12 protein-coding genes are annotated in these 13,796 nt (G+C 65.4%); 1 reads left to right on the top strand and 11 read right to left on the bottom strand.

The genetic code is table 11. The features are described 5' to 3' along the window. Positions 1-481: 481 nt before the first annotated feature. Together WEB52_13465 and WEB52_13460 are read right to left on the bottom strand one after the other, a co-directional pair. On the bottom strand, positions 482-697 hold the full coding sequence (locus WEB52_13465; GenBank protein MEX2227446.1) for a ferredoxin: 216 nt from the start codon (positions 695-697) through the stop codon (positions 482-484). Further along, positions 694-1,920, bottom strand: coding sequence for a cytochrome P450 (locus WEB52_13460; protein MEX2227445.1), 1,227 nt, complete (start codon positions 1,918-1,920; stop codon positions 694-696). The genes WEB52_13465 and WEB52_13460 overlap by 4 nt, the downstream gene beginning before the upstream one ends. Positions 1,921-2,332: 412 nt before the next feature. Between WEB52_13460 and WEB52_13455 the strand changes: the two genes are divergently transcribed. After that, entirely contained in the window at positions 2,333-3,415 is a 1,083-nt protein-coding gene (locus WEB52_13455) for a Zn-dependent alcohol dehydrogenase (protein ID MEX2227444.1), read from the top strand. Between the two features lie 54 nt (positions 3,416-3,469). On the opposite strand, the gene WEB52_13450 is transcribed toward WEB52_13455, so the two are convergent. From WEB52_13450 to WEB52_13410, 9 genes are read right to left on the bottom strand one after another with little or no spacing between them, the layout of a single operon-like run. After that, positions 3,470-4,951 (bottom strand): hypothetical protein, encoded by a 1,482-nt coding sequence (locus WEB52_13450; GenBank protein MEX2227443.1) that lies wholly within the window; start codon positions 4,949-4,951, stop codon positions 3,470-3,472. A 15-nt stretch (positions 4,952-4,966) separates the two neighbouring features. Then, positions 4,967-5,872 (bottom strand): type II secretion system F family protein, encoded by a 906-nt coding sequence (locus WEB52_13445; GenBank protein MEX2227442.1) that lies wholly within the window; start codon positions 5,870-5,872, stop codon positions 4,967-4,969. Between the two features lie 12 nt (positions 5,873-5,884). Continuing rightward, the gene (locus WEB52_13440; GenBank protein MEX2227441.1) at positions 5,885-6,850 is read right to left on the bottom strand and encodes a type II secretion system F family protein; all 966 of its coding nucleotides are present in this window, start codon (positions 6,848-6,850) and stop codon (positions 5,885-5,887) included. Then, positions 6,850-8,166: a CpaF family protein gene (locus WEB52_13435; protein ID MEX2227440.1), complete on the bottom strand. Its 1,317-nt coding sequence runs from the start codon at positions 8,164-8,166 to the stop codon at positions 6,850-6,852. The genes WEB52_13440 and WEB52_13435 overlap by 1 nt, the downstream gene beginning before the upstream one ends. Before the next feature lie 29 nt (positions 8,167-8,195). After that, entirely contained in the window at positions 8,196-9,416 is a 1,221-nt protein-coding gene (locus WEB52_13430) for an AAA family ATPase (GenBank protein MEX2227439.1), read from the bottom strand. Positions 9,417-9,452: 36 nt separating this feature from the next. Further along, on the bottom strand, positions 9,453-10,310 hold the full coding sequence (gene cpaB / locus WEB52_13425) for a Flp pilus assembly protein CpaB (GenBank protein MEX2227438.1): 858 nt from the start codon (positions 10,308-10,310) through the stop codon (positions 9,453-9,455). 12 nt (positions 10,311-10,322) lie between these two features. Next, entirely contained in the window at positions 10,323-11,807 is a 1,485-nt protein-coding gene (locus WEB52_13420; protein ID MEX2227437.1) for a Tad domain-containing protein, read from the bottom strand. Positions 11,808-11,841: 34 nt separating this feature from the next. Beyond that, complete coding sequence (locus WEB52_13415) at positions 11,842-13,155, bottom strand: pilus assembly protein TadG-related protein (protein ID MEX2227436.1); 1,314 nt, start codon at positions 13,153-13,155, stop codon at positions 11,842-11,844. Beyond that, complete coding sequence (locus tag WEB52_13410; protein MEX2227435.1) at positions 13,146-13,709, bottom strand: TadE/TadG family type IV pilus assembly protein; 564 nt, start codon at positions 13,707-13,709, stop codon at positions 13,146-13,148. Before WEB52_13410 ends, WEB52_13415 begins: the two co-directional genes overlap by 10 nt. Between the last annotated feature and the right edge of the window lie 87 nt (positions 13,710-13,796).

The raw sequence follows: 13,796 nt of genomic DNA, 5'->3' as shown, positions 1-13,796 counted from the left end.
AGCGTTGCATATCGTCATTCAGAGCGAAGCGAAGAATCTCCCAGCACGACACTCTCGACCGCGCACCAACCGCCGCATAGCGTCATCCCGAGCGAACGCAAGGATCCCGTCACGGCGACCCCCGCCATCCCGCAACCGGCGCGCCGCACATGTGATCCTGAGCGTTGCATATCGTCATTCAGAGCGAACGAAGAATCTCCTGGTGGACAGTCGCGTCGCGCACACCAACTCCGTTCACCGTCATCCTGAGCGTTGCATATCGTCATTCAGAGCGAAGCGAAGAATCTCCTGGCGGACAGTCCCGTCGCGCACACCAACTCCGTTCACCCTCATCCTGAGCGAACGCGAAGGACCCCCTCACGGCGACCCCCGCCATCCTCGCAGCCCACCTGCCGCACACGAGCGCCAGCGAAAAACAAAAACCGGCGATGAGTCGGAACCTCATCGCCGGCTGCTACTCGCTCTATGCCCGCCGCGCCCGCTACCCCTCGTCCTCGACAATATCGATCGCGCGCTCAGGACAATTCTCAACCGCCCGGTTCGCCAGCTCGACATCCTGTGGCGTCTTCAACACGCCGTCGCCGCGCGGTGTTGCGTATCCCAGTTCGTCGACCTTGAACATGCCCGGCGCCATCGCGTAGCACCGGTTGTGCCCCTGGCACTTTTCGCTGTCGACCGTCACCTTCTGAACCTTCATGACCCCCACACGATTGGCATGATGCGCGGGCCGCGGACCTGCCCGCCCGCCCACGTTACCACATCCGGATTCTCGAGCTTGAAGTTCGGAATCCGCTTCAACAGCTCCTCGATCGAGACCTTCATCTCCATCCGCGCCAGGTTCGAGCCGGCGCAGCGGTGAATCCCGACGCCGAACGCGATGTGCGGATTCTTCGCGCGGTCCAGGATCACCTTGTCCGGATCCTCGAACACCTTCGGGTCGCGGTTCGCCGCCGGGAAGTTCATCAGCACCTTGCTGCCTTCGGGGATCGGGCAGCCCGCGTACTCCGTGTCCTGCGCCACGTAGCGCGCCATCGTCACCGGCGAGTACGCGCGCAGCAACTCTTCGATCGCGTTCGGCATCAGCTCCGGCTGCTCGATGAGCCGCTTGCGGTCCTCCGGGTGCTGCGCCAGGTGCCACACCGCCGACCCGATCGAACTCCACGTCGTGTCGATGCCCGCGACCAGCAGCAGAAAGCACGTGCCCAGTACGTGCGACTCCGGCACCGGCTCGCCTTCGACCTTCTCGGCGAGCAGGCGCGTGATCAGGTCGTCGCCGGGCTTCGCCTTCCGCTCCTGGATCTGGTCATTCATAAACATGAAGATGTTGCGCGCCGACTCCTGCCGGAGCTGCGGGTTCGTCAGCCCCAGCTCCAGGAAGCCCCGCACCCACTCCGTGAACGTCGCCGTCATGTCCTTCGGAATGCCCAGCATGCTCGCGATGACGCGCGGCGGGATCTGCTGCGCGTAGTCCACCGCGCCGTCCGCACGCCCCTTGTCGATGAACGCGTCGATCAGTTCGTTGCACAGCTCGCGCGTCTCTTGCTCATACTCCGCCACTTCCGTCACGGAGAACGGCTTCAGCAGGAGCTTGCGCGCCCAGGTGTGAACCGGCGGATCCGACGTGATCGGCGGCGCCCCGACGTTGTACGTCTCGACCATCTCGGGCTCTTCTTCAAGCTCTTCGCCCGGCTGCGGCATCACGTCCGCGACCAGCACGTTCCGCGAAGAAAAGTTCTCGATGTCGCGCGCGATGTTGAAGAGGTCTTCGTAGCGCGTCGGCATGAACGACCCGCCCCAGCGCTCCGTGTGCGCGATCGGGCATTTGCCGCGGATCTCGTCCCAGATCGGGAACGGATCCTTCACGTACTCGGGGGAGAAAATGTCGTAGTCAGCCGTCCAGTTGCCTACAGGTTCAGCCATCGCGGTCGATCCTCCGTCGTCTGCCACGCCCGCCGCCGGGCGGCCTTTACTTAGCGAGCGCTAAATAGAATAATACGACATCCGTCCCGTGTGCAACATCATTCGTCGCCGGGCTGCCAGCTTCATCCTAAGCCGGCCTCAGCTTCGCGAAAAGCCCCCCGCGCTGCGATTTTCGTCGCCCCGGCGCCCGGCTTGACAAGCCGCACCCTCATCGACGGGTCGACGCCCCGCCCGGTTGGCGCTCCGGACGCCGCTACCGGCCGTCGCTGAGCCGGGCGGGGCGGCGATGCCAGCCGGCGCCCTGCCTACCCCGTACCGCTTCCGCAAGATCGCCGCTATGATCGCCAACGCGCGGCCACGGTCCGCCTGCAAGAAAAGACAAAGCGCCACCTGTGCGAGGAGAACGTCGACGATGAAAGCCGCAGTGTTCCACGGCCCCCAGCAACCCCTGACGATCGAAAACGTCGACATCGATGTGCCGGGCCCGCGCGAGATCGTCGTGCGCACCGTCGCGAGCGGCGTCTGCCATAGCGACCTCCACTTCGTCGATGGCTACTACGGCCACCCCGCACCGGCCGTGCTCGGCCACGAAGCAGCCGGCATCGTCGAGGCCGTCGGCAGCCTGGTCACCTACGTGAAGCCCGGCGACCACGTGATCTCTTGCCTCTCCGTGTTTTGCGGACAGTGCGAAATGTGCATGACCGGCCACCCCAGCCTGTGCGCTGACCCGTCGACCCGCCGCACTCCCGACCAGCCGCCGCGCCTCAACCAGCAGGGCGACGTGATGCACCAGTTCCTCAATATCTCGAGCTACGCGGAGAAGATGCTGCTCCACGAGAACGCCGTCGTGAAGATCCGCGAGGACATGCCGCTCGACCGCGCCGCGCTGATCGGCTGCGGCGTCATGACCGGCGTCGGCGCCGTCCTGAACACCGCCCGCATCGAAGCCGGCTCGACGGTCGCCGTCTACGGCGCCGGCGGCGTCGGCCTCGCCGCCATCCAGGGCGCGCTCATCGCCGGCGCCCGCATGATCATCGCCGTCGACATGATCGAAGCGAAGCTCGCGACCGCCCGCGAACTCGGCGCGACGCACATCGTCGACGCTTCGTCGAAAGACCCCGTACCGGCGATCATCGAGATGACGGGCGGCGGCGTCGACTACGCGTTCGAAGCGATCGGCCTCAAGATCGCCGCCGAGCAGGCGTTCAACAGCCTGCGCCGCGGCGGTACCGCGACGATCATCGGCATGATCCCCGTCGGCCAGAAGGTCGAGCTCGACGGCTACCAGTTCCTCTCCGAGAAGAAGATCCAGGGCTGCACGATGGGCTCGAATCGCTTCCGCGTCGACATGCCGCGCTACATCGACTTCTACCTGCAGGGCAGGCTCAAGCTCGACGAGATGATCAGCCGCCGCGGCAAGCTCGAAGACGTCAACGAAGCGTTCCGCGCCATGAAGGCCGGCGAGGTCGCGCGCACCGTGCTTATGTTCGACTAGCGCGCATACGGCGACCGTCGATCATTGCGACGCGCTTATAGATATAGAAGGCGACTAGCGCTCGTCGGATGACATCGAAGGGTGCAGCGCATTCGGCGCTATGCCATCGCCGGGCGCGCCTGCCCGCGACTCCTGCGCGAAGGAGATGCGCACGACGTCATCGCCGGCCGCGACTTCGTCGCCGTCCTCGAGCACGATGATCGGCGATGCCAGGAGCGCGCCGCCGACCGAAACTGCCGGTCCGGAGACCTGCTGCAGCAGGTAACGCCCGCCCTGACGCCAGATTTGTACGCGCGCCGGATCCGCTTCGCTGCCCAGCAGGAAGTCGCAACCCTCGTCTTCCGTCAGTTCCAGCTCGACAGGCCCCGAGGCTGCGGGGCGCAACTGCGGCCGCAACGCAAACGGTTCGTCCGCGCTGTCGTGGCCGTGACCCTTGGTGTGCTCGTGCACGACGGGCGCGTCACCGTCCACGCGCAGCGACAATATCCGTTCGTTCTCCGCTTCGATCCTCGCGTCGCGGTCGTCCGATCGCCCGCGGATGCGCTCCATCCAGGATCGCGGCGCTGGCCGCGCGTCCGGCGTGCGATCGACTGCCGCGGACGCTTCGATGTCTGCTGCGGCCGGACGCACGTACTCCGGCACGGGCGCTATGTCCGCCGCCTGCGAAGCGAATCGATCCATCGCGTGTGCGTCCGTCCGGACCGCATCCGCGCTGATCGCATCGACCGCAGCTTCGAACGACGTCGAATCGCTCATCTCAACGTCGTCCAGAACAACCGCCGTCGATTCCTCGATGTGTGCCGCGATCACGGGCTCCGACTCCGCCGAGTCGCTCGCCAGATCAACGGCGCTGGCCGTCGCGACCGCCGGATCCGCCGCGGACGCATCGTCCTCTGCCGCGTCGACGCAACTCGCGTCTTCGGGCTGAGCGACGGGCGCGGGTTCTTCGACGGCTGCTCCCCCGGCTGCCTCCGGCGCCGTCTCGACGCCCGCCGGTTGCGCCGCGCTGAGCCGATCATTCGCCTCGGCAGGCACCGCGTCATCGACGAGCGCTCCGCCGTGTCCGTCTTCGCCCGGCGGCGACTGCGCGGCGCGCCACGTCGGGTCGCATAGCTTGCCCGCCGCGTCCGCCACGGCGCGATCCCACTCCTGGCGATCGATGTCGCCCGGCGGACGGCCAGCGAGCACCTTCGACGCCAGCAGCGCGATGTCGAGGTCCGCCTCCTCCGTCACGAAGAGCGTCTCGTAGGGGTCGAGCGCTATGTGCGGCCGCTGTCCGCGGCGCGACCACCATCGCCGTCCGTTGCCGCCCTCGACCGGCAGCGGCTGCACGTGCACGCCGTTGCGCGCGATCGACTCGTACGCCGTGTTCAGCCGGTCGAGCTGGCGCAGTCCCTCGACGTCGTCGATGACGCCGTACTTCAGCCGGCGCACCAGCAGCCAGTACGTCTCCTCGACAAGCTCGCGCGGCGCTCCTTCGCGCAGGCGCAGGACCGCGTACGGCCCGGGGTTTGGTGCAACAGCCGTCTCATCCATGGTCGGCTTTCGCCCTTACGCCTCCTGGAACGAGCGGATAACAGCCAGGATCACGGGTCCGATGGTGATCAGAAACAGCGAAGGCATCAGGAACAACACCATCGGGAAGACCATCTTCACCGGCGCCTGGTGCGCGATCTGCTCGGCGCGCTGACGGCGGCGCATCCGCATCTGCTTCGCCTGCACGCGCAGCACGTCACCGATGCTTGTGCCCAGTTGCTCCGCCTGCACTAACGAGTTGATGAACGTCGTCACGTCGGGTAGCTGGATCCGTTCCGTCATCTCGGTGAGCGCTTCTCGTCGCGGCTTGCCGAGACCCATCTCGCGGAGCACGCGGTGGAATTCTTCGGAGAGCGGCCCCGGGTACTTCTCCGCGACGCGCTGGATGCCGAAGTCCAGGCTCAGGCCGGCCTCGACGCACGTCGTCAGCAGGTCCAGCGCGTTCGGCATCGACCGCCAGATGATCTGCTGGCGCTTGCGGGAGGCGCGCTTGAGGAGCAGGAACGGGAACAGGAATCCCATCACCGCCGCCAGTGGCACCGGCAACCAGACGAAGAACGGCGCAGAGCCTCCACTCGCTGCCCAGATGAGCAGAAACAGGATCGCCGGTGGCGCCGTCGCTGCGATCAGGACGATCGTCAGGAACTGCGAGATCACCATCTTGTCGCCCGCGATCAGCAGCCAGCGCCGCGCCCGCCCGATCAACGCCGTCGGCAAGATCGCCATCAGCACGTTCACCAGCGTGTTCACCACCGGAAATGCGACGCGCTGAGAGAACGGATCGCTTTGCTCCGCGAGCATGCGCTGCGGCTCCATGAGCGTGCGCAGGCGTACGTCATGACGGCTCCTGCTCTGGCCGTACCACACCGCCAGCACAAGGACCGACGAAGAGGCCGCTATGGAAGTAATCAGGGCGAGCATGTCACCTCTCCTCTAAATGTCGATAGCCAGGATCCGCCGGATCGAAAGGTATCCAGCCAGATTCAGCGTCAGCATGATGACCAACATGATGATGCCCGCCGTCGTTGTCCACATCAGTGACATCATGCTCGGATTGATGGCCGTGAAGATCAGGCCCAGCACCACGGGCCAGCCGCTGAGAATAATTCCGGCCAGCCGCTGGGATGCCGTAAGCGTCTTGATCTCGCCCCTGATGCGCTCGCGGTCCCGCATCGTCTCTGTCACGTTGTCCAGGATCTCCGCCAGGTTGCCGCCGGTCTGCCGGTGGATGAGGATCGCCGTCACCACCAGGTCAAGGTCCTCGCTGCCGATACGGTCGTTCATGGCGACCAGCGCATCTTCGGTGCTCGCGCCCAGGTTCAGGTCGAGCAGCATTCTGTTCAGCTCGATCGAGATCGGCGGCCCGGTGCGCTGCGCCGCAAGCTCTACGGCCTGCGCGAACGCGAATCCGGCTCGCTGCGAGTTCGACATCAGCGTCAGCGTCTCGACGAGCTGATCCTCGATGCCTTTCACGCGTCCCTTGATCTTCATACCGACCCAGAAAGCCGGCACCATAAATCCCGCGGCGCCCGCAACGCACGCCAGGATGAGACCCAGCGGACTGAGGAATATGAGCATCACGATGAGAAACGCCACGCTCGCGGTCAGCACGCGGATCAGGATGTACTCGATCGGTCGCAGCGTGAGCCCCGCTCGCTCAAGGTCGGCGCTCCATTGCATCGCGTACCCGCGGTTCGTCAGGAGCCGGCCGATGGCGGGGATCGACGAAGGATTGCGGCGCAGGATCGAGCCGTCGCCGCTCTGGTCGATCGTCACGTTGCGGCTCGCGCTCAGCCGGTGCAGCCGTGACTCCGAAGGCCGAAGCGACTGCGCCCGCACAAGAAACGTAAACAGGCAAAGGACCGCCAGCCCGGCGCCGGCGGCTGCTAGATACTCCATTACACCAACCTCACGCCCGGAACGCCCATCTCAATGTTGAAGCCCGCGGAGCGGAACTTGTCTGCGAACGTCGGCGTGATGCCCGTCGCGACGAAGTCTCCGTTGATCGTGCCGTCGCTGCTCACGCCCTTCTGGTCGAACCGGTACAAGTCTTGCATCGTCACCGTCCCGCTCTCCAGCCCGGTCACCTCCGAAATGTTCACGATGCGCCGCCTGCCGTCCGAGAACCGGATAAGCTGCACGACGATGTGCAACGCCGAAGCGATCTGCTCGCGAATGGCCCGCACCGGCAGGTCGAAGCCCGCCATCAGCACCATGTTCTCGATGCGGGCGAGCGCGTCGCGCGAGCCGTTCGCGTGTACCGTCGTCATCGATCCCTCGTGACCGGTGTTCATCGCCTGGAGCATGTCGAACGCTTCCGCGCCACGCACCTCGCCGACGATGATGCGGTCCGGACGCATGCGGAGCGCGTTGCGCACCAGGTCTCGCTGCGTGATCTCGTTGCGCCCTTCGATGTTGGCCGGTCGCGCTTCCATCGGGATCACGTGTGCCTGCTGCAGCTTCATCTCCAGCGGATCTTCGATCGTCACGATGCGTTCCCGGCTCGGAATGAACTCCGAGATCGCGTTGAGCAGCGTCGTCTTGCCGGAGCCGGTACCGCCGGAGATCACGATGTTCAGTCGCTGGTGGACGCAGGCACGGAAGAACTCCTCCATCTGCCGCGGCAGCGTGCCGTTCGCCACCAGGTCCTGCACGTGGTACTTGTCGGGGCGGAACTTCCGCACGGTGATCGTCGGGTGCGGCACGATCGGCGGGATGACGACGTTCACGCGCGAACCATCCGGCAGGCGCGCGTCCACGTACGGCGACGACTCGTCCACTCGGCGCCCGAGCGGCGCGATGATCCGCTCGACGATCCGCATGATGTGCTGGCTGTCGCGAAACCGCGCCGGCGCCTCGAAGATCATGCCGTCGCGCTCGTAGTACACCTCGCGAGGCGAGTTCACCATCACTTCCGAGATCGACGGGTCCCTGAGCAGCGAGTCGATCGGCCCAAACCCCACCGCTTCCTCGATGACGTGCAGGACGATTTGCTCGCGGTCGTCGCCCATGATCGCAGGGAACATCTGCGTCAAAAGCTGCCGCGTCGCCGATTCGACGGCCGCCCGCGAGCGCGAAGCCTCCAGCTTCTCCAGCGCTGCCGGATCCATGTCCTGCAACAGCCGCAGGTGCAACTGGTACACGACTTCAATCCAGTTCGAGCCATCGGCGTGTTCCATCCGGCTCGGAGTCAGTACCGTCTTCTCAGCTACCATGTCGCCTCCACATCGCCTTCGATGTCAGATCAGCTGCCTTCTGCGTTCGCCGCCCGCGTGCGCCCCGCAAACTTCACCCCGTTCGATGGCTTGCGTCCGTTGTCCGGGCGCCCGCCCGCCAGCACCGTCGCCAGATCGGCGATGCTGCGCGCCGCCGCCGATTGCGGCTGCGAAACCGCGATCGGCTGCCCGAAGTGCGTGCCCTGCCGGACGCGCTTGTCGTACGGGATCTGCCAGAATACGTCCTTCTGAAACACGTCCTGGAGCGTCTTGGGCCGCACGTTGTCTTCGGGCGAAACCGTATTCAACACGACGCGCATCCGCTCTTTCGGCAGCGCCAGCGTCTCCATCGCGCGCATCGCTTCCAGGCTGTCGCGCACGCTCGTGAATTCCGTCGTCGTCACCCAGAGCACGATCGTCGCCAGCTCCAGCGCCAACTCCGACACTTCGTTCAACGAGCCCGACGTGTCGAGCACGATCTTGTCGTAGTACTTCGACAGCAGCTCGATCGACTGGCGCAGGTCATCGACCGACAACTGCCGCCACTCCAGCACCGGCGGGCTCGCCACAATGTCCAGCCCCGAAGCCACATGCGTCGCCACGTAATCCCGCAGCTCCTCGCGTCCCACGTGGTCGACGTCGCGCGCAAGGTCGCCCAGCGTCCGCTCCGGCCGCACGTCGAGCATCGACGTCACATCGCCGAACCCCGTATCGAGGTCGACGATCACCGTCGAGGTGCCGTGCTTCGCGAGCGATACCGCCAGGTTCGTCGAAATAGTCGATTTGCCGATGCCGCCCTTCGCCCCGAACACCGTGATCACCGTGCCCAGCGCCGTCGGCCCCGAGACGTGGCCCTGGTGCCGCAACCGCCGGTTCTCTTCCGCCGCCATCGACCGCACGATCGACTCGCGCAGCGTGTCCGGCTTCAGCGGCAGCGGCAGAAAGTCCCGCACCCCAGCGAGCATCGCCGCGCGCACGGCATCGATGTCACGCGACTGCGAGTACGCGATCACCGGCGTCTCCGGGAACAGCCCCAGCAGCGATTCGATGGTCTGCAACGGACGCTCCATCGGTGTGTTGAGCGCGATGATCATCACGTCCGGGCGCGTGTCCGTCGCCAGCGTGATCGCTTCCTGCCCGAAGTCAGACTCCCCCGCGAAGGTGAACCCCGTCGGTCGGAGCATCTGCTTCACTTCAAAGCGAGCCTGTACATCGTGGTCGATGATGATTGCTGCTGGTGTTCGTGCCACTGCGCCTCCGGTTCCTCGTCGCCTCTGTCCCTGCGCTTATTCGTAAATCAGTTGCCGCACGTCTTCGATGGGCACGATGCTGTCTTCGCCGAACTTCCGCAGCACCAGCGTCACCTCGCCCAGCGAATCCGCCAGGATGAAGCTCTGCACGTCTGCCGGCGTCAGCGCCAGCGTCACGACGCTCACGCCGCCGTCCGGCTCGAAGTCTTCCGGCCGCTGCTCGAACGCCTCGCCGCCGGCCACCGCAGGCTCTTCGCCCGCTGCTGTATCTTCTTCGCCCGGCAGCGGATCGACGCGCTGGATGTCCGTCTGCTCGCGCGCCAGCACCAGCACGTTCTGCAGCACCGTCGAGATCCGCTTGTACGTCGGCGCGTCCGTGAAGTTCCCTTCCTTCTCTTCGTACGTCACGATGATGTCCACGCGGTCGCCCGGCACGACGAGTCCGCCGAACGTGCTCACGTCGTTCACCGCCACACCGACGCCACGGTGCCCGTCCGGCACCTTGAACGTCAGTTGGTCCGCGCGGTCGTCGTCTGTCGCCGCCGCGATGTGCGAGCGCGAGAGCTGCTGTCCCTTCAAGATGTCCGTCGTCGCCGTCTGTCCGACGATCGTCTCGGGGTTATCGATCGCGCTCGGCACGAGGTCCGCCTCGGCGAACGTTGCGACGCGGAACTGGTCCGCTTCGAGCTTCGAGCCCTGGCGGATCGTCTCCTTCGCTACCAGTACCGGCGAATCTCCCGTCGCCGCCGCTGACGATGCCGGGGCGTCGTCGCCGCTCATGCTCGACACCGCAGCGAACACCAGGATGCCCGTCACCAGCGCCAGTGCCACGCCGGCGATCAGGAGCCACCGATTCGTGCGTTCCGAATTTGCGTTTGCCGCGATGCTGCTCATAGTCCCTTCCTCCTACTCCACCAACGAAATGCTGAAGATGGTTGTTGCTTCCGTGGGCGCCGTAGTCCCGGAGCCCGCCGTGATCAAGTTCACGAACTTCCCATACACCACTACGTGTCCGACGCCCCCACCGGGACCGCCCCCGCCAGGTCCACCCCCGCCAGGTCCGCCGTCGTCAGGCGTCGGCGTAGCTGTTGGCCCTCCCGGGATTGGCGTGCAAGTTGCCTGGTTGCCGCGTCCGCACTGGCCCTGGCCCGCGTTGAACTGCACGAACTCCGCGTTCGCGGATCCCAGCGGCGCTGCCGACGAGTTCCCGTTGCTGTTGTCGATGTCGCACTTCTTGTTCAGGTCTGGGTGGTCCTCGTCGATCGAGTCGATCACCTCCGACGCGCACCCGATGAGATAGAAGCCCGCGAACGCCCAGATGGGCCGTCCTTGCGATGCATTGCCGCTTGGCTTTTCTTCCAGCACGACGATCGTCACCATCCGGGGACTGATCTGATCGCCCTCGGTGTCCAGGTCGCAGTCCACTGCCTCATAGATGCTTGTCGTCGGGTTCCCCGTGTCCGTCACGATACGCACGACATCGGCGAACTCGTGGATGCCGTTGCCGTCCGGGTCGCACGGCGTGCTCGGAAACAGTTCTTCCTTCGCGATCCGCATCCGCACGCCGTCGAGAATCTTCTGCGCATTGCCCGGCTGGATCGAAACACAGTCGTACCAGGGCCCGACGTTCGTCGGATCGCAGTCACCTGACGTGTTGATCTCGCAGTCCCCGAGGTCCACGTTGCCCGCGATCATCTCGTCTACGTTCGATACGCCGCCCTGCGTGTCGCTGCAGTAGTCATCCGGCGCTGACATGTCGATCAAGCCGCGCGCCGCCGGCCCGCCCTGCGCGCCGTACTCGATCCCGCACATCTTCGTGAACACCGGCTGCCCCACTTCGAAACACGGGCTCGTCTCGTGGTCAATCTCGAACGGCACGAAGTTGTTGAGTGTCGCCGTGCCCGCCGCCCCCGCGCACGCCTTCGCGTGCGCGCCGATGTCCGGCGCCAGCTCCATGCCGAAAATGCTCGAGAAGAACGTTCGCGATTCGTGCGTGAGGTTCACGGACACACCGTCATCCCGGTCATCGTTTGGGAAACAAGAGTTATCGACCGTCACGTCCACCTTCAATGGGTCTTGTCCTGCATTCCCCGCCTCATCGTTCGTCGCCGCCGAAGCGTATGCTTCGTCCTCGGCTCCGACGCCGTCCGGCACAGGCTTAGCCAGCTCCAGCGCCCCAGCCAGCGCCGACAGGTCGGCGTCCTTGTACGCCCCCCGCCGCTCGCTCTGCCAGATGCTCGCATCGACCGCCACCGCGCCGAGCACGAACGTGATCGGCACCACCAGCAGCGCGAACATCATGATCATCTGGCCGCGCTCGCCGCGCGACCATCGCGCCCGCGCCCGCACCCGGCGGGCAATCCGCATCCACTTCCTCTGTCCGTCCGTCATCGTCGTCTCCACGACTGGTCGCCCATCGCGGGCCCTACTCCCACAACGCGATCGTCTTCTGCCCGTATCCGTTGAACGCGCCGATCGTGCCGATGTTCAGGATGTTCATGAAAAACCCGTACAACGACGCGTGGCCCAGCGGTGTGCCGTTCGGCGGGTTGCAGTCCACGTAGAACGCGGCCTCAATCTCGCAAGCGTCTATAAAGAAGGATGCGAACGCCAGGATCGGTGCCGGCCCGTTGCCGTTGTCCGTGAACGACTCGATGATCACCAGGTTCACCAGCCGCGGGCTCGTGCAGTCCCGCCGCCCGAACGTGGTTTCCGGTCCCGGCGTCGGGTCGCCGTTGACCGGCTCCACGACCTCCAGCCATTCGTCGATGCCGTCGCCGTCGCCGAAGAGCGTGTCGCACTCACCTTCGCTGCCGATCAGATCCGAGAACGCATTCTGCGTTGGATTGTTCAGCGGTTGCGTCTTCGGCCAGACACAGAAGTTGACCGTCTCCCCGTACGCCCAGTCCACCGGCACCGTCTCGCAGCAATCCGGATCGCCGTTTGCGCATGCGGAGATCTCCGCGGGCGGCGCCACGTAGCAGGTCGTATTCGCCCCGCCCTGCTCAATCTCGTCATTCAGAGTGTTACCGCCGCCCGTGCTGTTCGAGCTGCAGGTCGTATCGCCATCGTCAAACATGCGAAGGAATCCGCCCTCGCCCGATGTCGTGTCGTTGCCGTCATAGCCGAGCCGGCAGTACTCGCCGAACAGCGGTAACTCCGGCGTATTCGGCGCCGGCGTGTTTCCGTCGCTGTCGTGATCCTGGAAGCAGTCGCTGTCGAACCCAGACACCTGCACGCCGATGGGGATCAACCCCTTGCCCTCGATCGGCGAGCCCATGCACGCACGCGCGTGCGCGCCGATGTCCGGCGCCAGGTCCAGCCCGAAAATGCTCGAAAAAAACGTCTGCGACTCGTGCCGCACGTTCACCGTCACCGAATCCAGTTCATCGCTGTTGAAACATGTCTTGTCGACGATCACGTCTTCGATGTCGTCCTCGTCGATGATCTCTGCGTTGCCGCTCTCATCGTTGATGTCTTGATTCGTATCTACCGCCTGCTGCGCCGCATCGCGCGTCATGCTTTCGCCGGCCGACTGCTCCAGCAGCTCGTACGCCCCCGCCAGCGATGCCAGGTCGGCGTCCTTCTGCGCGCCCCGCCGCTCGCTCTGCCACAAGCTCGCGTCCACCGCCACCGCGCCCAGCACGAACGTCACCGGCACGACGAGGAGCGCGAACGTCATGATCATCTGTCCGCGCTCACCACGGACCGTGCCCCGGTGTCGGCGGCTCAGGTGCATGTGGGTATCCCCGAAACGGACTGCTCGAGCCGCGCCGTCGCCCGCGGCGACATGTTCACGGTCAGGCTGCTCACCCCCATCGCCGAAAAGATGCCGGTCGAAGGGATGATCGTGTAGTCGTAGCCTTCGCTGCCGTTGTTGCCTTCGTCCACGTACACGCGGATCGAGTCGCCGACGCTGCCCGTCGAACCGGCAGGCAAGCACCAGTCGATCTCGTTGTCGTCGAGCGTGCCGCCGGAGTTGCCCGCCGCCAGCGACTGGACGTCTGCCAACGACTTGCCGACCGCCGCCTGCCGCGCGCCTTCGCGCACCGCCTGCTGCAGGTTCGAACGGTCGTGCAGCCCCAGCGCCACCATGATGATCGCGCCGATCATCAGGATCAGCAGCGGCATCATGAACGCAAACTCGATGAGGTTCTGCCCGCTTTCGAAAGTAGCGCGGCCGCGAGGCGTTGCGCGCCGTTCCGGCAGCAGCGCGCGGAAACGAATGCCCCCGAGCGCAGCCCTTGCGCTCGCGAACACCATGTGCGGCCTCTTGATCAGCGTTGTGGTCATTGGGAGCTGCATACGTTGGATCTGCTCAGTTCTTCGTAGCGAGACGCGATTGGTCGTTGGGGGGGGGGGGGGCACCCCCCCCCCCCC

It is taken from the genome of Dehalococcoidia bacterium (assembly GCA_040902535.1).
In the GTDB taxonomy this organism is placed as follows: Bacteria; Chloroflexota; Dehalococcoidia; order DSTF01; family JACRBR01; genus JBBDXD01.
This window is presented reverse-complemented; position numbering and strand designations above follow the sequence as displayed.